The sequence below is a fragment of the Aureivirga marina genome (assembly GCF_015767265.1).
GTDB classification, from domain to species: Bacteria; Bacteroidota; Bacteroidia; order Flavobacteriales; family Flavobacteriaceae; genus Aureivirga; species Aureivirga marina.
Genome location: NZ_JADPIB010000012.1, coordinates 37,842 through 58,329 on the forward strand (window position 1 = coordinate 37,842; position 20,488 = coordinate 58,329).

Sequence of the window (20,488 nt, forward strand, 5' to 3'; positions counted from 1 at the left end):
GGGGTATAAATTTTTATTTAACAAGTAATATCCATATTTCATCAAAGTAAGTTCCATCAACACTAGAATGGTAAAGTTTTAAAGCTTCTGATCTCGAATCTACCCTTCTTAGATATACGTAATAGAAATTATTTAATGGTCTTATAAAATAGTTTGCATCTAGATTATTTTGTTGTAATTTTTTCATAAACTGCATAGCATTCTTCTCACTTGAAAATACATTAGCAATTATATAGTAACCAGGATCAATATTATGAGTTCTTTTGATTTCTACTTTGATAATTTCCTCCTCAGTTTTTGCTTTAGGAGTATTATTAGCAAATTCTTCTTCATATCCATCTTCATTCTCATTTTCATAATCTTCTCCATCAAAATTATCTTCTTCAGAATTTTCATTTTCATCATTTGAATCTTCTTCTGAATCTCCTAAAGATTTATTTTCATTTATAATTCTTAAAATCCATAAACCATCAAAATCATCATCTGCTAATTGATAATATTCATCAAGAGCTTCTTTTTTCGATTTATAAACATTTAAGTAACTATAATATTCTCTTTTATATGGATTAAATATTACTCTACTTCCTGAAATATTTCTACTCTGATTAATTTGAGTTGAAAACTCTTCTGCATCTTCCTCTAAATCTGAGTTATATGCAACCAAATAATATCCTTCTACTTCTGAATCTAAAATTATCGTTTTAATTTTAGGAATTAAAGAACTTCCATTTCTAGATTTAGTTTTCCTATTATTATTTTCTGAATTATTATTATTTAGTTTATCTAATTTTTCTTCTAAAGATGTAATCTTATCGTTTAACTCTTTATCTCTTTCTTCTCGGTCTTTAAGTATTTCATCCAAGCGATCTCCTTCAGATTTTTCAACATCTAAAGGTGGTAAATTAATTTCACTTGCTTTCAAGAAATTATAACTAAAGTAAATATCATGAGTTGCCCCAAAATATTGTAATTCATTACTCAATCCTTTTTCAATAGTGTAACCTAATGATAAAGCTCCTCCAGCAAAATTAACTCCGATTCCTGCAGATACTCCATAAAAACTATTATAACCTGCATTAATCCATACTCTTGGAATTTCTAAAATTGCATTTCCTCCATAGCTAGGATCTGCTTGTCCTTCTTTCTCAGCTTGAGCAAGAACACTTAATCTTCCGTTTTTTAACAATTTTCCAGAATCAAATCTTTTAGTATACATTAAATGTCCTGAGAACGTCTTATCATCAAATTTTGTTAATTCTTTTTTTGTTCTAAAATTATAATCAACTAAATTATTTGAATAAACACCTACATCAAAACTTCCAAAAGTAAGATTCAACCCTGGAGCAAATGTAACTAAAGATTCATTTCCTATCTCTTCTAATAATGGATCATAAACACCTGATGTTTGAATATCAGCCAAATTTAATCCACTCTTAAAATAATTTAAATTAAACCCTAATGATAACATTATCTTTTCAGACAATCTAATACCATATGCATAATTTGCCAATCCTCCAAAGTTTTTAATTACACCTGTAGTATGTTGGTAAATTCCAAGCCCAATTCCACTTCGATCATTTATACTACCAGCATAATTAATCATTAGAATTTCAGGTGAATTTTCAAAATCAACCCATTGTGTTCTGCTATATAAAGTCGCTGCTCTATTTTTTTGAACAATAAATGAGAAAGTTGGATTCAACAAAAAACTATTATATTTAACAAAAGTGTGAGTTGGAATATTAATAGAAACACCTATTCTAGTCGGATCCTGAGGCTCCTCATTACTTTGAGCATAAGTGTTCTGAATGTTAAATAATCCTATAAATACAATTAATGTTAATATAATAGTTTTTTTATTCGGCATTCTAAGGGGGTTAAGTTATTTTTAAAAATTACTATCTAATAATAGTAATAGTTCCTTTAGCCTTGATAGAATTATCTGTTTTAATAATATAATAAAAAACTGGTGTGTTTTTTGAATTATTAGCTTTGCTTAGATCATTCTGAGTTGGCCATGTATTTTGATAGTTAACAGCAGAAAATACTGTTTTACCTCTTGTATCTAAAATTTGAACTTTCGTTTGACTATTCGTATACTCAACAGGTAATTCCCATTTATCATTATATCCATCGTTATTTGGAGTTACAACATTTGGAATTTCTTGTTTTGTATTATCATTCATTTCTACAGTAATTTCTTTAATCACTTCACATTCATTAGACATTGCTTTTACTGTAAAAACTCCTGCTTCATTTACTGAATAAATAGATGAACTTGATAATAAATTACCATCTGTATCATACCATTCGTAAAATTCAGCTCCTTCAACGATGATATCTTGGAACTCTCCTCTATTAATTACAATATTTGTAGAAGGAGAAACTGTAACACTTGATTCGTTAAACGTTTCAATTTCTAAAGATTCACTTCCAATAACACATCCATTTAATTCAACTTCTACATAATATGTTCCAGCATTTCCTACTTGAATCATATATGAATTTGAATCTGCGATTGGAGAATTATCTCTATACCATTTATATGTTAATGATTCATTTTGATAAGTAGATAAGTTTACTTCACTACCTTCGCAAAGTTTATCATGACTTGCAATAATTTCTAATTCTGGTAATAATACAGCTGGAACTGAATTTGATAATGCTTCATAATCCCCAAAAGAAGCATTAATTCTATAATTTCCACTGTCTTCATATGATTCTAAAGCAAATACAGTTCCTGTATTTTGAATAGATTCATTATTTCTATACCACTCAATATCTAATTCATAAATTTGATCACTTGTCAATGAAACTTTCTCTCCATTAGATAATACAAATTTTGCATTTGATAATTGAATTAAAACTTCTGATTGACTACAAGGATCTTGTTCTTCTTCATCTTGTTCAATATCAATTCCTACCTCAATGTTTGTAGGTGTTAATACTAAAACATCGTGAGATTCAACTGTTGCATCACAGTTATCTGAAGAAGTTATTGCAACTTTATATGTTCCTTGTTCAGAAATAGTAATTGTACTTTCAACTTCACCTGTAATAAGTTCCCCATCTTTGAACCATCTGTAAATTACATTGTCTGAATTTGCATTAGCAGAAATAATTTTTGTTTGATTATCTAATAGAACAACTGTTTCATCTACATTCAAATCTACAGTCAAGACTCCATAAGAAACAGCAATTTCTTCTGATTCATTTTCACAATTGAAAGTATTCTTAACAGTATATCTATAATTTCCGATTGGATCATCATCTGCGGCTACAGTTAAAGTATGTTTACCTTGTCCTTCTAATACAACCTCATTTCCTTTAAACCATTTATAAGTAAAATATGGTTTAGCATCAATTGCTTTTAGAACTAAATCATTTCCTTCACATAAGCTAACTTGTGGTCCTCCAAGAATTTCTGCTTGCATAATTGGAGATAAACTAATATTTAACTTTAATGTTCTTGGAACATAACTATTATCTTGTGAACAAATACCATAATCAACTTCTGCATAATATTCTCCTTCTTCTTCAACATAAATAGAAGGTGAATACGAAGTATTAGGAATCAATTGTCCATTTCTATACCAGTTATATGAACAAGTATTTAAAGCAGTTCCATCTGTAAGGTGTAATGATAATTCAACACTACCACATCTAATTAATGAAGTAGACATCATCACCTGACCATCTGCTTTTAATTCTAAGTTCGCATCAAGAATCTTATAAGCTCCAAAAGGATCTGACTCACCTCCTATAATTTGAGGTTGTGTAGACACCAATCTAACTCTATAGTTTTCACCATGAGTGTTTTCTGGAACTTGAAAAGTAATGTTGTGATTAATCATGTTATTTTGACCAGAAATTTCCTTAACAACTGTTGGATTATTGAAATTTCCTTCTGCATCAGACAGTTGAAGTCTAAAAACGTTACTGGATGCAAAACCCGGTGTTGTGTGAACTTTTACCGTAAAATTTTCATGATTTGCTGAAGAGCACGCATTATCAAACATCAGTTGTGGAACTGAAATTGTCTGAGAGTGAGTTACATATGTGCTAATGAAAAATATTAACACAAATACTTTTAGAAATAATTTTTGTGGGGACATAATTAATTAATATTTAAAAAATTAATACAATTTTTCAACATGCTAAAATTACATAAAATATTTTTATCTAACTAAATAAATATCAAAAAAAAAACCTGCCAACTTCTTGACAGGTTTTTTAGTCGATATTGTATAACTCTACCTTACATTATTTTGTCTTAAAAAATCGGTACTGTAGATATTGATATGCATCTCTCGGTAATATCTTTATCCATTTTTTGTATTTTAAAAACCATTTCACTTGTATGGATATGATTCCTTGCTTTAAATATGCAGCAACAAATGGATGTACGTTTAATGTTATCTTTTTATAATTACTATCTGTAATTATTTTTTCTAAAGTTCCTTCTATTTTGTCTATTACGACAATTGGTGCATCAATTTCTCCTCCTCCATTTGGATTTGGTTCTTTTGTATTAATGCTCATTTCTGGTCTAACACGTTGCCTCGTTATTTGTACTAAACCAAATTTACTAGGAGGTAAAATTTTATGTTTTGTTCTATCAAATTGCATTTCAGCTCGCAAATGTTCATAAAGCTTCTGCCTATGTTCAGCTGAATGCATATCTATAAAGTCAATTACAATGATTCCCCCCATGTCTCTTAATTGTAATTGTCTTGCAATTTCTGTTGCAGCGATTAAATTCACCTCTAATGCAGTATCTGCCTGTGATTCAGACTTGTTAGAACGATTTCCAGAGTTTACATCTATAACATGTAACGCTTCAGTATGTTCAATTACCAAATAAGCACCTTTGCTCATCGATACTGTTTTTCCAAAGGAAGTTTTAATTTGTCGTTCAATTCCAAATTTTTCAAAAATTGGAACATTCGATTGATGTAGTCTAACAATAGTTTCTTTACCTGGGGCTATTTCCTTTAAATATTCTATTATTTCTTGATGTAACACTACATCATCTGTTACTATATTAGTAAAAGAATCATTAAAAACATCTCTTAGAATTGAAGAAGCTCGATTTAATTCACTTAATATTTTTGTCGGTGTCTGTGTACATCTATGAATTCGTTCACACATTTTCACCCATCGTTCTAAAGAATTTTGTAAATCTTTATCCAACTCAGCTACTTTTTTATCTTTTGCAACTGTACGAATAATTACTCCAAATCCCTTAGGCTTAATGCTTTTGACCAATCTTTTTAGTCGTTCTTTTTCGGCTGAATTGCCGATTTTCTGAGAAACAGATACTCTGTTTGAAAAAGGTACTAAAACTAAATACCTTCCTGCAATGGAAAGCTCTGAACTAATACGAGGACCTTTTGTAGATATTGGTTCTTTTACAATCTGAACCAAAATATTCTGTCCAGGCTTTAAAACTTCCGTGATGCTTCCGTTTTTATCAATATCTTTTTCAGGTTGAAAGTTTTTTAATGCATAATCTTTCTCTTTACCTGAAACTACTCCTTTAAGAAACTTATTTAATGATAATAATTGAGCTCCTAAATCATGATAATGTAAAAATCCATCTTTCTGATATCCTACATCAACAAATGAGGCGTTTAAACCTTTTAATACTTTTCCTGTTTTTGCTAAAAATATATCTCCAACAGAAATTTTATTATCATTTGTTTCTTTATTTAACTCAATTAATTTACCATCTTTTAATAAGGCAAAGTCAATATCAGAGGAACTTGATCTAATGATTAACTCTGTTTTCACTCTGAATTGTTTTTATAAACCTAATTGAAATTCTCAATAGGTTTGGTTAAAGTAAATTAATATCTAATTGAAAATAATTTCAAAGAACATTCTCTCAATCAGAAAAAGTAAGCAAAAGCTTACTTCTTCTTCTTGTGTCTGTTTTGTCTCGCTCTTTTCTTACGTTTGTGCGTAGAGATTTTTGATCTCTTTCTTTTTTTACCACTTGGCATAATCTTAAATGTTTTAAGTTAATAAATTTATTTGAACTTTTTAGTCTTCTACAACTTCTACTTTAGACTTTACTCCTTCAATGAATACTTTCGCTGGTTTGAAAGCAGGTATATTGTGAGCAGGTATTTTTATCGTTGTGTTTTTTGATATATTTCTTCCAGTTTTCTCAGCTCTTTTCTTGATGATAAAACTTCCAAATCCACGTAAATATACGTTATTACCGTTTTCTAGAGACTCTTTTACTTCTGCCATGAAAGCCTCAACAGTAGCTAATACATCAGCTTTTTCAATTCCAGATTTTTCTGAAATGTTCGATACGATATCTGCTTTAGTCATTTTGTATGTATTTTTTTTATAATAAAATTAAAGGCTGCAAATATAAGCTTTTTAATCAACTTCAAAAAGCTAAATGATTAAAATTTAATGATATAAAAGTATTAATATTGCATTTTCAAATTTTAGAGCTTTATGTTTCATAAAATACTGTTAAAGTGGTACTTAGAAAATAAAAGATTTCTTCCGTGGCGCGAAACTTCAAATCCATATTACATTTGGATTTCAGAAATTATACTTCAACAAACAAAAATAGAGCAAGGTTTGTCCTATTATGAGAAATTTGTTTCGTCATTTCCTGAGGTAGAAAATCTGGCAAATGCAGATGAAGAAACAATCTTAAAAATGTGGCAAGGTTTAGGATATTATTCTCGAGCTAGAAATCTTCATTTTTCTGCTAAATATATCGTAAATGAACTAAATAGCAATTTTCCAAACACTTATAAAGAAATCATCAAATTAAAAGGTGTTGGTGATTATACTGCTTCGGCTATTGCTTCTATTTGTTTTGATGAAAAAACTGCTGTTGTTGATGGAAATGTTTATCGTGTTTTAGCTCGATATCTTGGAATTTATACACCTATTAATAGTACAAAAGGAATAAAATATTTTAAAGAAGTTGCACAATCTTTATTATGTAAAGAGAATCCAGGAACTTATAATCAAGCAATTATGGATTTTGGTGCAATTCAATGTAAACCTAAAAACCCACTTTGTGATTCTTGTCCTTTTAATGATAGTTGTGTCGCCTTAGCTGAAAACAAAATTTCTGTTTTACCTGTTAAAGAAAAGAAAACAAAAATTTCAAAAAAACACTTTAATTATATCATACCTATTAATCCTAAAAATCAAACTATTTTTGAAAAAAGAACTTCTAAAGGTATTTGGTTAAATATGTATCAATTTCCTCTTTGGGAATCAAAAAATGAAATTTTTGAAGATACTTTTGAGCCAAAATCGATTTTAGAAAACTATAATTTGACAATTGATTCTGTTTCTTTATTTAACCAAGAACCAATTGTTCATAAATTATCCCATCAACATATTTACACAAAATTCTGGATTTTAAACACTTACGATTCAAATAAGAATTTTCAAAATTGGGACGAAATTCATCAATATCCAGTTCCAATCTTAATCCATAATTTTATAAAAGAATTCGAACAAAAAAGAATTTTTAGTACATTTGATACTAAATAAATTACAATCGCTATGGCAGGAACTCTTAATAAAGTAATGTTGATTGGACATCTAGGTGATGATGTAAAAATGCATTATTTTGAAGAAGGAAATTCTTTGGGAAGATTTCCTCTTGCAACAAATGAAACTTATGTCAACAAAAAAACTGGTGAACGAATCACAAGTACAGAATGGCACAATATTGTTGTTCGAAATAAATTAGCTGAAATTTGTGAAAAATATTTATCCAAAGGAGATAAAGTTTATTGTGAAGGTCGAATAAAATCTAGACAATGGGAACAAGACGGTGTGACAAAATACACTACCGAAATTCACGTTACAGATATGACATTCTTGACAACTAAAAAAGATTTAAATCAACCTAACGAAGAAGGATCTCAAAATGTGCCAGAAGACAATTCAGTTTTGAAACCTTCTCCTAAAAAGGAAGAAGACGATTTACCATTTTAATAACTTAAAACTATAATTAATTGGACTCAGGACCCGCCAGTATTATTACATTATTCTTTAATTTTGATTGGATTGCTTTTATCGATCTAATCGCATTATTATTACTTTTAATTCTTTCTGCTTTAGTCTCTGGAGCTGAAGTTGCATTTTTTTCACTTTCTAGAGAAGACTTAGATGAAGCAGGAAATTCTAATTCTACACAACAAAAACTTGTTGTAAAATTACTTGAAAAACCAAAAAAATTATTAGGTACCATTCTTATATTTAATAATTTTATCAATATTTTAATTGTATTACTTCTTTCTTTTATTAGTTCTGTAATTTTTGCAGGAGAAGAAACTACTTTTACTATTTTATCTTGGAAAATTAGCTTTAAAACTATATTTGATATTGTTATCGCTACTTTTTTAATTTTACTTTTTGGAGAAGTTCTTCCTAAAGTTTATGCAAATAGAAATTCTCTAAAATTCGCCACAATGATGGCAATTCCTCTTAATTATCTAAATTGGATTTTACATTTTGTAACAAGCATTCTTCTTGCAATAACTAAAATCATTGAAAAAGGTTTACAAAAAAATAAATCTGATATTTCTGTGGAAAGACTTTCTGAAGCTTTAGAACTTACTTCTAATAATGCAACAACTGAAGACGAACAACGAATTTTAGAAGGAATTGTTACTTTCGGAAATACAGATACAAGTCAAATTATGACTCCAAGAATCGATATTTGTGCAATTTCTGATGAAGATTCTTTTGAAAATGTTGTAGATAATATTACTAAAAACGGATTCTCAAGAAACCCTGTTTATCATGAAAATATTGACGAAATTGTTGGTGTTCTTTATGCAAAAGATTTAATTCCTCACCTTCATAAAAAACAATTCGATTGGAAAACTTTACTTCGAACTCCTTATTTCGTTCCAGAAAATAAAAAATTAGATGATTTATTAAGTGATTTCCAAGAAATGAAAAATCATTTAGCTATTGTTGTAGATGAATATGGAGGAACTTCTGGAATTATTTCTTTAGAAGATGTAATCGAAGAGATTGTCGGAGATATTACAGATGAATTCGATAATGATGATTTATCTTATTCTAAACTTGATAGCAATAATTATGTTTTTGAAGGAAAAATTACTTTAAAAGATTTTTATAAAGTAATTGAAATTGACGATACACCTTTTGAAGAAGCAAAAGGAGAAGCAGAATCTCTTGCTGGATTCATTTTAGAAGTTTCAGGTAGATTTCCTAAAAAGAACGAAAAAATAAATTTTGAAAATTATACGTTTACTATTGAAAGCGTCGATAGAACTCGTATTAAACAAATCAAAGTAACAATCAAAAATGAAAAAAATACAACTGAATAAAATCTTTTCTTTTTTTATTCTAACTCTTTTCTTCATCAGTTGTAAAAACGATGAAGTTATTCCAAAACCAAATGGTTATTTAAGACTTTCTTATCCAAAACCTGATTATGTTTCTTTCGATGAGAATTGTCCTTATATCTTTGAATATTCTGACGAAGCTAGTTTCCGAATTAATCAAAGATGTTGGGGAGAAATTAAATACCCAAAGCTAAAAGCAACTATACATATTACCTATCGTCCTGTTCATAATAATTTGGATGATATTCTTCTTGATGTTGAAAAATTAACTTGGGAACATACACAAAAAGCAGACGCAATTAATACTCCTAAAGTTTTCGAAAATGCAGAAGAAAATGTTTATGGTAGTTTGATGAAAATCGATGGAAATGTTGCTTCAAATCTTCAATTTCATGTGACAGATAGCGTAAATCATGTTCTTTCTGGAGCTTTGTATTTTGAGGTTCGACCAAATTATGATTCTATTGTTCCAGCTGTGGATTATATCCAAAAAGATATCCAACACCTTATGGAATCTGTACGCTGGAAAAATTAAATAACGAAAAGGCTTGGAGAATGGGGATGATCTGAGCCTTTTTAATTTCTTTTTTACTTCTTTAAATTCCTCGTTACAAATCTTGTAGTTATTCGTTAAAATAGAAATATTAAATCTAATTCTATGAAAACGAAATCTTTACTTTTTTTACTTTTTATCACTTTTTCAGTTTTTTCTCAAAATGGAAAAATTCAATCTAAAAAACATCTAGATCTTTCTAAATTTAAATTTTGGAAAACTTTTACCAAAGAAGATGGGACTTTAAAAGAAAAATACAAACATCTTGATAAAATTGATTTCCATGTAATTTCTTATAAAAGTGATGAGCATATAGTGAGTGGAATTATTGCTGAACCAAAAAAAGAAGGAAAATTTCCTGTAATTATTTTTAATCGTGGAGGAAATAAAGAAATTGGAAATCGAGCAAAAATGAAAACACTTTTTTCCATGATTCATGCTTCTTCTAAACTTGTCCAAGAAGGTTATATCGTCATTGCAAGTTGTTACAGAGAACAAGATGAATTTGGAGGAAATGATATTAATGATGTTCTTTATCTTACAGAAACAGTTAAAGAAATTGACAAAGCAGATTCTGATAAAATTGGAATGTTTGGTTGGTCTCGAGGTGGAATGATGACGTATCTTTCTTTGAAAATGTCTGATAAAATTAAAACTGCTGTTGTTGGAAATGGTGTTTCTGATTTAAAAGAAACCATACAAGAAAGACCAATGATGGAAGCTAAAGTTTATGCTTTATTAATTCCTGATTATTTTAAAAATAAAGAACAAGAATTGAAAAATCGTTCTGTGATTCATTGGACAGAAGAATTAAATAAAGAAAGTAATTTATTGATCTTATATGGAACAAAAGATAAAAGGGTAAATCCAAAACAAGCGGAAATTCTTGCTGAAAAATTAAGAGAAATTAATTATAATTTTGAAATTAAAAAATTCGATACAGACCATAAATTTTCTGGAAAAGATGAAGAATTAAATACCATTTTAATTCAATGGTTTAAAGAAAATCTATAAATAAAAAAGGCTACAACATCTAAATTGTAGCCTTTTTTTACTAAAAATTTATTAAGATTATGCGTTCAACTTTGCTAATACATTGTTGAAAGTTTCACTTGGACGCATTGCTTTTGCAGCTAATTCTTTGTTTGGCTCATAGTATCCTCCGATATTCATCACAACACCTTGAGCACCGTTTAATTCATTTACGATTACTTCTTCATTAGCTTTTAATTCTTCTGCTATTCCAGCAAAATGAGCTTTTAAATCAGCATCTTTATCTTGCTTTGCTAATTCTTCTGCCCAATATAAAGCTAAATAGAAATGAGAACCTCTATTATCTAACTCATTTACTTTTCTTGAAGGTGATTTATCATTTTCTAAGAAAGTACTTGTTGCATTATCTAAAGTTTCAGATAAAACTAAAGCTTTTGCATTGTCAGTAGTAGTTCCTAAATGCTCAAAAGAAACAGCTAATGCTAAGAATTCTCCTAAAGAATCCCATCTTAAATGGTTTTCTTCTTCAAATTGTTGTACGTGTTTTGGTGCAGAACCTCCTGCTCCTGTTTCAAATAATCCTCCTCCATTCATCAATGGAACGATTGATAACATTTTTGCTGAAGTTCCTAATTCTAAAATTGGGAATAAATCTGTTAAATAATCTCTCAATACATTTCCAGTAACTGAAATCGTATCTTTTCCATCTTTTAATCTAGCTAATGTATAACGAGTAGCTTCTGCTGGAGCAAGAACTAATATTTCTAATCCTTCTGTATCATGTTGTGGTAAGTAAGCATTTACTTTCTTGATTAATTCTGCATCATGAGCTCTTGTTTCATCTAACCAGAAAACTGCTGGTGTATTTGTTGCTCTTGCACGATTTACAGCTAATTTAACCCAGTCTTGAATTGGTAAATCTTTCGTTTGACACATTCTCCAGATATCACCTTCTTCAACATTGTGTGTCATTAATACATTTCCTTTTGCATCAATCACTTTTACTACTCCTTCTCCAGGAATTTCAAAAGTTTTATCATGAGAACCATATTCTTCAGCTTTTTGAGCCATTAATCCTACATTAGGAACTGTTCCCATTGTAGTCGGATCAAATGCTCCATTTTCTTTACAGAAATCAATTGTTTCTTGATAAACCGCAGCATAACTACTATCTGGAATTACTGCTTTTGTATCTTGTTGTTTTCCTTCTGCATTCCACATTTGTCCTGAAGTACGAATCATTGCAGGCATTGAAGCATCAATAATTACATCACTAGGAACATGTAAATTTGTAATTCCTTTATCTGAATTTACCATAGCTAATGCTGGACGTTCTGCCATACATGCTTTGATATCTTCTTTAATTTCATTTTTCTTAGCCTCGTCTAAACTTTCAATTTTAGAAACTAAATCTCCGAATCCATTTCTAACATTAACTCCTAATGCTTTGAAAGTATCATTATGTTTCTCAAAAACTGGCTTGAAGAAAGCTTCAACAGCATGTCCAAAAATAATTGGATCTGAAACTTTCATCATTGTTGCTTTCATGTGTAAAGAAAATAAAATATCTTCCTTTTTTGCATCTTCAATTTGTGCTTCTAGGAAAGCTATTAATGCCTTTTTACTCATTCTTGTAGCATCAATTACTTCACCATCTAATAAAGAAACTTTTGGTTTTAATACTTTTTCTTCTCCATTTGCTCCTTCAAAAACAATTTTTACATCTGTTGCTTTTTCTACAGTAACTGATTGCTCACTTGATCTAAAATCATTTGCATCCATACTTGCAACATGTGATTTTGAATCTGCTGACCAAGCTCCCATACTATGTGGATGCTTTCTTGCATAATTCTTCACTGCTTTTGGTGCTCTTCTGTCTGAATTTCCTTCACGTAAAACTGGATTTACAGCAGAACCTTTAATCTTATCATAACGAGCTTTGATTGCTTCTTCTTCATCATTTGCTGGAGAAGTTGGGTAATCTGGTAAAGCATATCCAAGAGCTTGTAATTCTTTGATTGCAGCAGTTAACTGAGGAATAGAAGCACTAATATTTGGTAATTTAATAATATTAGCTTCTGGAGTTTTTGCTAATTCTCCTAAATATTTTAAATCATCGCTAATTCTTTGTTCTTCTGTTAAAAACTCTGGGAAAGTTGCAATAATTCTTCCTGCTAAAGAAATATCCCTTGTTTCCATTTCAATTCCTGAAGAAGCTGCAAATGCTTCAACGATTGGTAAAAATGAATAAGTAGCTAAAGCAGGTGCTTCATCTGTTTTTGTATAAATAATCTTGGATGCTTTTGTTGTCATGATCAAAATTCAGTTTAAAAAGTATATTTATATAGCTTAAAAGTGTAGCTATTTTTTTTCGACGTAAATTTAACAAACAATTTTCTTTTATTAAAGAAATTAGCGGTTGTCTTATCGATAACAAACAGAATATTGAAATGACATTTATTTCTTTTAAAAAAATGAATTTAAATAAATTTATCTATTCATTTTTTCAAAAAAATAAAATTTTAATCGTAATTATTTAGTTCTACATTTATATTTCTGAAAGATTAAACTAATTTTTTATAAAAAATTTAACCTTTGCGGTAATTTTTAAAGAATAAAAAAATGATGAATCGTTTATAATTTAAACAATTCAATCATTTTTTATACTCCTAATTCTAATTGATTTTTTACAAGATTGAAATAATCACTTTTACTTTCAACAAGAGATTGATGATTTCCTTTTTCTACTATTTGACCATTTTTAAGAACGATTATTTGGTCAGCAGATTTTACTGTTGAAAGTCTATGTGCAATAATTACTACTGTTTTCCCTTGGAAAAACTCTTGTAAATTATTTTGTATTTGTTTCTCATTTTCAGCATCTAATGCACTTGTTGCTTCATCTAAGAAAATAAATTCTGGATCTTTATATACTGCTCTTGCAATTAAAATTCTTTGTTTTTGTCCACCGCTCAATTGAATTCCTGAATTTCCAATTTTAGTGTCAAATCCCATTGGAAGTGTTTTAATAAAATCTAAAATACAAGCAATTTCACAGGAATGCACAAGTTTATCATAATCTACTTCTTTGGATGAGATTGCAATATTATCAGCTATAGTTCCACTAAAAATATTTCCATCTTGCATCACAATTCCGCATTTTTTCCTCCAAGAATTTGGGAGAATTCTATTGATATCAACGGAATCAATATTTATAGAGTCAAACTCTACATCATAAAAGGCTAAAAGCAGTTTTAATAAGGTAGTTTTTCCACTTCCGCTTGCACCTACAATAGCAGTTACAGAATCTTTTTGTATACTAAAGTTTATTTCATTTAATACATAAGGACTAAATTTCCCTGGATATTTAAAAGATAAGTTTTTTATATCGATTTCCTTTATTTCATTTTGTGATACATCAACTTCTTTCTCTATATTTTCCTCTTTTGTTGAATAAACTTCATTGATTCTATCATTTGCTATTTTAGCATCTTGAGCTTCTCTTATGAATCCAATCATATTATTCATCGGACCAACTAATTGTCCGACCACATAGGAAATACTTAAAAGTACACCCAGTGACATTTGATTTCCAATGATGAAATAGGCACAAATACCTATTGCTGTAATTTCTTTTATTTTGGTTAAAAAGTTAACTCCAATTACTTGATAAGTATTTAAATAAAGAGATTTTAATTCTAATTCGTTCAGTTTATGTTGAATTTGAATAATCTTAGAAATAAAATTATTTTGAGCATTATTAATTTTAATTTCTGGCATACTCATAATAAATTCATACACTTTATTTGAGTTTTCAGATTGTCTTAAAAACATTGCGTATTCAAGAATTGCTCTCTTATTTAAAAAGAAAATAACCCAAATAAATGAAAGTGCACTTAAAACTAAATAAACAGCAAAAACGGTATAATTATAATACATTAAAATTCCACCGAAAATTAAAATATTTAAACTATTTACTACAAGTTCCATCCCTTTCCACGTAACAAAGCTTTGAATTTTATTTTGATCACCAATTCTTTGTAAAGTTTCTGTATTCAATCTCGTATCAAAATAATTAATTGGTAGCTTTATCAATTTGAAAAGCATATTTTCCTTTAAATTCACACTCAAAGAAAAATTAAATTTTGTCAATATCAGTCTACTGAAAAAATCGGATAAAAAATAGGAAATAAACAATACAACTTGTGCTAATAAGAAGTAAAATACAATATGTAAATTTTTAGCTATAACTCCCTGATCAATGATATTTTGAAAAATAAATGGAATTAACCAGTTTGCTACCAAACTTATCATCAGTAATCCAAATGCAATTAAATATCTAAATTTATTTTGCTTCGTAAATTTTTTAACTTCTGAAAAAATTGGACTATTAAATAGTTTTTCCTTTTTTTCTTTCTCAATAATTATTTTATCAAAATCAGCTTCAGGTTGTAATATAATTGCAATTCCTTTTTCACTATTTCCTTTCCAATTATTTTCAAATATATCTTCTTCAATTTTAATTTCACCATAAGCTGGATCTGCCAAAATGAAGATTTTTGATTTCTTTTTGGTTTTATAATCTCTGTAAACAACAAAATGTTCTTGTTTCCAATATAAAATTACTGGAAAAGGAATAGTTTCAAGTTCTTCTGTTGTTAACTTAGTCACGACAGCTGAAAAACCAACTTTTTTAGCAACATCTACAATATCATTTATAGATACACCAACTCTTGTAAATTCAAAAAATTTCTTTAAACTATTCAATTCTGTTTTTTTACCAAAATAGTTTGCAATCATGCACAAACAAGCTGCTCCACAATCTGTACTTGTAAGCTGATGGTAAAAAGTAAATTTGTTTTTTTTATTAAACTGTTTGAATAATTTCATCAATTTTTGCTTTAATTACTTTGTCTTTTTGAGCGTCATCAAATGAATAAACACAATAACCGTATTCACTATCTAAATTTTCCATTGCATGTTGTGTACAACCTCCATTACAGATTGCTAATAATCGACAATCTAAACATGGTTTATTTTTAAATTTAGAAGTCATTCTAGTTTCCATATAATTGTCATTCCAAATCAATACTCCTTCTTCATTAATAAATCCAGCTCTATCTTTTGATTTAAAATCTCTAGCCGTACATTTGAATAAATCACCATTATAGTTAATCACAGCGCTATTTCTTTTATCTGCATAACATGAATCAACAACATTATTTGCACTAAAAGAACCTCTTGCAACAAACCCTTTTTTCCTCATGATATCCATATTTCGATTCAATGTAATATCAAGATTGTCTACTTGTTCATTTTGCCAAACTCTATGAAAGTCTATCAATAAATATTTTTTTACAATTTCTGGATCTAAATCGCTTAAATCATCAACAATCTTGTAAGTATCTTCTAAATTTTTGTCTGTGTAATTAATTCTAAGTCTTATGTGAAACTCATTTACAAGTAATTTTTTAATATTTTGAATTATTTCATCATAAGAACCTTTTGTTTTATTCACAAATCGAACTTTATCATGTTCTTCTCTATAACCGTCTAAAGTAATTTGAAGACTACAAGTAATTTCTTGTTCTTTAAAATAGTTGATAAAATCATCATCAATCAAATAACCATTTGTTGTAAAACTTATACTATAAATTTTATCATATTTGATTCCTTCATATTTTAAATGAGTCATAATTGGAATCACATTTCTCTTAAAATATAATAAAGGTTCTCCTCCAAAAAAGGAAAGCGAAAAATATTTCAGTTCTTCTTCTTGTAAAGTTCTTGTGATGAATTTATTAATTTTTTCAACCATACTAGATCCAAGTCTAGAACTTTTAATATGATCTTCATAGCAATACCAACATTTAAAATTACAATTCATCGTTGGATTTATTGTTAAATTGAATCGCTCTAGATTTTCATCGGTTTTTACTGAAAGCGCCTTTACCTTAGCAACTTCATCAATAGAAGTATCTATCACAAATTTATTTTCAACTAAATAATCATAAAATGTTGGATGAATTTCTTGTAAATTTTCAATTCCTTCTTCAACGCCTGCATTTAATATTTCTTTTAAATCATTCTCTAAAAAAATCACTTTATTTTCAAATGAATTGTATAAAGCATATTTCTCTTGAAACGGTATTATCGAATTAAACTGACTGTATTTCATAGTAAACTAATTAAGGTGGTTTGGGAAATTTTTCACTATATCAATCAGCATTTCATACATTAATCTTTAATGTAACATCTAAATTTTCAACATTAAATAAGTGAAATATTATTAATTAGAAATAAAAGAACATACCTAATAGGTATGTTCTTTCTTATTAAAGCTTATTAAGCCTCAGATGGTAAGCTTGGGCTATCTGATCCACATCCTGAAGCACAGTTTCCACCATGGCAGTTATTTGTACTACAGTTAGATAAAACGTTTTTAGCTTCTTTAAAAGCAGCATCTAATCCTGCTCCAGTATAAGCTGTTGAAAATCCTCCTTTTAAAACTTCATTTGAAGTTTCTAAAACCTCAAATTTTTTAATATCAAATTGTTTTTTCATAATTTGTTAATTTTTAAGTTACTTAAAACTCGTTAATAATTTGTTTTTTAATCCTTACAAGTCAGACAAAACAACCCCCCATGAAATATTTAAGTTTAAATATTCCCGTTTAATTATTTTAATCTAAGTTCGAAGTAAACTTCTTAATTGTTGCAACATTAACTTAAAACCAAATCATATTGCGCACTATAATTAGGCTTTAAATTATTTTATTTAAAAACTAGTTCTGTTCTTTTCGGTGCTATTTGTTACACGCCTTTTGTTTGATCGTATTTTCTTACTTCCAAAACTATAAGTCAATGATAATTTAAAAAACCTCGTATCATAATATCCATCATACATCGTTTTTATACCATTTCTATAATTTTCAGTATTAAAATTATATTCTTTGAAAATGTTATTCACTTTCATCGAAACTTCTAATTTTTTCTTTAAGAATAACAACTTCACAAACACATTAAACAAATACCTTTCAAAATTATGAGATAAATCGTTGGAGTTTAAAGGTGTTCTATATGTAAAATCAAATCCTACATATGAATTGCTTTTTGTATCAATTGTAAAATAATTTGTTAGATTAAATATCCCTCCAAAACCTGAAGTACTTTTAGGTGTTAAAGGATATATTTTAGAATTTGAATGGTTGTAAAATAAATTTACTCTAAAAATACTTTCTAACCATTTTACTTTATTTAATAAATAGTTTTCTCTAATTCCAATAGAGTAACTATCAAAATAATTTAATCTTGTTACTGCTTGCGTTAAATTATCTGGACTTAATAATACTACTTGTCCAAAATTATCTTCTTCATAAACAAAATAAAGAGAAAAATAATTTTTTCCATCATACAAAGATTCTAATTCAATATTAGTTGCAATTACAGGAACTAAATTCGGATTTCCCTCTGAATATGTGTATGGTGTTGTATAAATTCTAAATGGATTTAAAGATCGAAATCCTGGTCTATAAATTCTTTTTCCATAATTCAATGAAAGATTATGCTTTTTAGTTGGAGAATAATTTACATATAGAGTTGGAAAAAGTTTTAAATATGAATTTGTACTTTTATTAGACAAAGTAATATTGTCAATTACTATTTCTGTATTTTCAGCTCGTAATCCTGCTTTAAAACTCCAGTTTTTTAATCCAAAGTTATTACTTGCAGAAACATATAATGCTTGAATATCTTCTTTGTATTCAAAAACATCAAATTGATCATTTACATCTTGAATTCCTAATAAGGATAAATCGTTTTTTGTTTTGGAAAATGATGCTTTTCCTCCAAAATTAATATTGTAATTTTTATATGGATATGTAACATCAATTTTTGATGATATATTTGTAATATCTTGTGTTATATCAGATATAATCTCACTTTCTTCAAAAATTGAATCTGGACTATCAAACAATGGAAAACGTGTAGAAGTAACCGTTCTATCATCGTAAGATGTATATTTAAAATAATCTAGATCAAAATTTAAATTTCTGTTCTTATTTAAATCAAATACGGAATGAAAATTAATTGAATTTAAATCTCTTTTACGTCTCTGATTTCCATTATTCGTTATTTGTTCTCTATCAAATCCAAAAGAATCTTCAATAAATACAATACTTTCATCATTTTGATCTGGTTTATTATAATTTCCAATAAATTGACCTCCAATACTCCATTTCTTTGTTATTTCATAATCAATAGAAAATCTAGTTGATAAGAAATTTTTAGCAAACTTATAATCTGTCGTCTGTTTCCACTTTCTTTCTGGATAAAAAATAGTGCTGTTCTCCTCTCCTCCATAATTTCCTTTTGTGTAGAAAAATCCAGCTGAAAAAGATAATTTATCTTTCATATAATTAAAAGCTCCAAGATATTCTCCAAAAGCATATTCTCCTTGTCTATAAGAAGCTGTCACATTCGAACTCCAATAATTTATTTCTCTTTTTCTTGTAATTATATTAACAATTCCTACATTTCCTTCTGCATCATATTTTGCAGGTGGATTTGACATCACTTCTATACTTTCTATCTCTGATGCTTTCATTGTTTTTAATAAAGAAGATAAATTTACACCTGTCAAATTTGTATCTCTTCCATTTATCAATACAATTACTTTTTCTTTTCCAAAAATATTTATGGATTCATCTTCTATTATTACACTCGGAGTTATACTTAATATATCAACTGCATCTCCATTAAACTTGTCAACAATCGTATTACGTACGTCAAAAACTAATCTATCTACTTTTTTAATAATTTTATTTTTATTAGATGTGATAATTACCTCTCCTAATAAATTATTTGTTTCTCTTAAAATTATATCTTCAAATAAAATTAATTCATCTTTTACAGCAATTTCTCTTTTCCATTCTTTATATCCAAAATAACTTACTTGTAATATAAATTCTTCCTTTCCTGACTTTAATTGAAATTTCCCATTCTGATCTGTTGTCGTTCCTGAAATAATTCTACCATCTAACTTCTTTAAAACTACATTTGCAAATTCGATTGGTTGATTTAAAGTATCTTTTACAAGACCTTTGATTTCTACCTGTGAATAAACAATGTTAATTCCAAATAAAAAGATAAATAATATTCTTAATTTCATGTTTTATGGTATGTATTTCTTCGATATGTTAAATTAAAACATTATAATTCAATATCTTATCATTATAAACCATACAAATGGTAAGGTTAAACCTTACTTATATAAAAATTTTTATTCTTTTTAAGGCGTTCCCTTTCTCCTAACTCCACCCAAACTAAAGGTCGGGCTTTTCACTACAAGTTTAGTTTTTGTAAAAAAGAATTTCTATGTCATCCGTGGGCTTCTTCTAGTCGCCTCCGTTTCCTAGAATTCTATTTTTACAAAACCAAAAGCTTTTCATTTCAATCCCTAACGCAACCGTTTTTCAAACAAAAACAAGAAAATGAAGAAATGCGAGGTAGCTGAGCGTAACCAAAGCCAAACATAAATGAAATTCCATCTATTATATATAAATCAAAAG

14 protein-coding genes are annotated in these 20,488 nt (G+C 28.2%); 5 read left to right on the top strand and 9 right to left on the bottom strand.

What is annotated here, in order from left to right; translation table 11 throughout:
* Nucleotides 1–13 precede the first annotated feature (13 nt).
* The 4 genes from I1A51_RS17445 to I1A51_RS17460 form a co-directional block, all read right to left on the bottom strand.
* A complete protein-coding gene (locus I1A51_RS17445) occupies nt 14–1,867 on the bottom strand; it encodes a PorP/SprF family type IX secretion system membrane protein (protein WP_196896206.1) in 1,854 nt (617 codons plus the stop codon).
* Between the two features lie 31 nt (nt 1,868–1,898).
* The gene (locus I1A51_RS17450; protein ID WP_196896207.1) at nt 1,899–4,115 is read right to left on the bottom strand and encodes an Ig-like domain-containing protein; all 2,217 of its coding nucleotides are present in this window, start codon (nt 4,113–4,115) and stop codon (nt 1,899–1,901) included.
* 148 nt (nt 4,116–4,263) lie between these two features.
* The gene (locus I1A51_RS17455) at nt 4,264–5,793 is read right to left on the bottom strand and encodes an Rne/Rng family ribonuclease (RefSeq protein ID WP_196896208.1); all 1,530 of its coding nucleotides are present in this window, start codon (nt 5,791–5,793) and stop codon (nt 4,264–4,266) included.
* A 252-nt stretch (nt 5,794–6,045) separates the two neighbouring features.
* Complete coding sequence (locus tag I1A51_RS17460; protein ID WP_196896210.1) at nt 6,046–6,342, bottom strand: HU family DNA-binding protein; 297 nt, start codon at nt 6,340–6,342, stop codon at nt 6,046–6,048.
* Nucleotides 6,343–6,474: 132 nt separating this feature from the next.
* Between I1A51_RS17460 and mutY the strand changes: the two genes are divergently transcribed.
* From mutY to I1A51_RS17485, 5 genes are all read left to right on the top strand, one after another.
* The gene (gene mutY / locus I1A51_RS17465) at nt 6,475–7,539 is read left to right on the top strand and encodes an A/G-specific adenine glycosylase (protein WP_196896212.1); all 1,065 of its coding nucleotides are present in this window, start codon (nt 6,475–6,477) and stop codon (nt 7,537–7,539) included.
* A 12-nt stretch (nt 7,540–7,551) separates the two neighbouring features.
* Nucleotides 7,552–7,989 (top strand): single-stranded DNA-binding protein, encoded by a 438-nt coding sequence (locus I1A51_RS17470; RefSeq protein WP_196896214.1) that lies wholly within the window; start codon nt 7,552–7,554, stop codon nt 7,987–7,989.
* A gap of 20 nt (nt 7,990–8,009) precedes the next feature.
* A complete protein-coding gene (gene gldE / locus I1A51_RS17475; protein ID WP_196896216.1) occupies nt 8,010–9,356 on the top strand; it encodes a gliding motility-associated protein GldE in 1,347 nt (448 codons plus the stop codon).
* Nucleotides 9,334–9,909 (top strand): gliding motility lipoprotein GldD, encoded by a 576-nt coding sequence (gene gldD / locus I1A51_RS17480; protein WP_196896218.1) that lies wholly within the window; start codon nt 9,334–9,336, stop codon nt 9,907–9,909. The genes gldE and gldD overlap by 23 nt, the downstream gene beginning before the upstream one ends.
* A 123-nt stretch (nt 9,910–10,032) precedes the next feature.
* Complete coding sequence (locus I1A51_RS17485; RefSeq protein ID WP_196896219.1) at nt 10,033–10,941, top strand: alpha/beta hydrolase family protein; 909 nt, start codon at nt 10,033–10,035, stop codon at nt 10,939–10,941.
* 57 nt (nt 10,942–10,998) lie between these two features.
* Here I1A51_RS17485 and I1A51_RS17490 read toward each other — a convergent pair whose 3' ends face one another.
* The 5 genes from I1A51_RS17490 to I1A51_RS17510 all read right to left on the bottom strand — a co-directional run bounded on the left by I1A51_RS17490 (nt 10,999) and on the right by I1A51_RS17510 (nt 20,088).
* The gene (locus I1A51_RS17490; protein ID WP_196896221.1) at nt 10,999–13,233 is read right to left on the bottom strand and encodes an NADP-dependent isocitrate dehydrogenase; all 2,235 of its coding nucleotides are present in this window, start codon (nt 13,231–13,233) and stop codon (nt 10,999–11,001) included.
* A gap of 348 nt (nt 13,234–13,581) precedes the next feature.
* Nucleotides 13,582–15,810: a peptidase domain-containing ABC transporter gene (locus I1A51_RS17495; protein ID WP_196896223.1), complete on the bottom strand. Its 2,229-nt coding sequence runs from the start codon at nt 15,808–15,810 to the stop codon at nt 13,582–13,584.
* Nucleotides 15,788–17,098: a radical SAM/SPASM domain-containing protein gene (locus I1A51_RS17500; protein WP_196896224.1), complete on the bottom strand. Its 1,311-nt coding sequence runs from the start codon at nt 17,096–17,098 to the stop codon at nt 15,788–15,790. Before I1A51_RS17500 ends, I1A51_RS17495 begins: the two co-directional genes overlap by 23 nt.
* A 167-nt stretch (nt 17,099–17,265) precedes the next feature.
* Nucleotides 17,266–17,484, bottom strand: a complete 219-nt coding sequence (locus tag I1A51_RS17505; protein WP_196896226.1) for a hypothetical protein — start codon at nt 17,482–17,484, stop codon at nt 17,266–17,268.
* Nucleotides 17,485–17,697: 213 nt separating this feature from the next.
* Entirely contained in the window at nt 17,698–20,088 is a 2,391-nt protein-coding gene (locus tag I1A51_RS17510; RefSeq protein ID WP_196896228.1) for an outer membrane beta-barrel protein, read from the bottom strand.
* Between the last annotated feature and the right edge of the window lie 400 nt (nt 20,089–20,488).

Excerpts from the sequence above, each read along its gene's own strand:
- I1A51_RS17490 (WP_196896221.1), bottom strand. The coding sequence starts at position 13,233 with ATGACAACAAAAGCATCCAAGATTATTTATACAAAAACAGATGAAGCA.
- I1A51_RS17500 (WP_196896224.1), bottom strand. The coding sequence starts at position 17,098 with ATGAAATACAGTCAGTTTAATTCGATAATACCGTTTCAAGAGAAATAT.
- I1A51_RS17470 (WP_196896214.1), top strand. The coding sequence starts at position 7,552 with ATGGCAGGAACTCTTAATAAAGTAATGTTGATTGGACATCTAGGTGAT.
- I1A51_RS17495 (WP_196896223.1), bottom strand. The coding sequence starts at position 15,810 with ATGAAATTATTCAAACAGTTTAATAAAAAAAACAAATTTACTTTTTAC.
- I1A51_RS17460 (WP_196896210.1), bottom strand. The coding sequence starts at position 6,342 with ATGACTAAAGCAGATATCGTATCGAACATTTCAGAAAAATCTGGAATT.
- I1A51_RS17505 (WP_196896226.1), bottom strand. The coding sequence starts at position 17,484 with ATGAAAAAACAATTTGATATTAAAAAATTTGAGGTTTTAGAAACTTCA.
- I1A51_RS17510 (WP_196896228.1), bottom strand. The coding sequence starts at position 20,088 with ATGAAATTAAGAATATTATTTATCTTTTTATTTGGAATTAACATTGTT.
- I1A51_RS17445 (WP_196896206.1), bottom strand. The coding sequence starts at position 1,867 with ATGCCGAATAAAAAAACTATTATATTAACATTAATTGTATTTATAGGA.
- gldD (WP_196896218.1), top strand. The coding sequence starts at position 9,334 with ATGAAAAAAATACAACTGAATAAAATCTTTTCTTTTTTTATTCTAACT.
- I1A51_RS17450 (WP_196896207.1), bottom strand. The coding sequence starts at position 4,115 with ATGTCCCCACAAAAATTATTTCTAAAAGTATTTGTGTTAATATTTTTC.
- I1A51_RS17485 (WP_196896219.1), top strand. The coding sequence starts at position 10,033 with ATGAAAACGAAATCTTTACTTTTTTTACTTTTTATCACTTTTTCAGTT.
- mutY (WP_196896212.1), top strand. The coding sequence starts at position 6,475 with ATGTTTCATAAAATACTGTTAAAGTGGTACTTAGAAAATAAAAGATTT.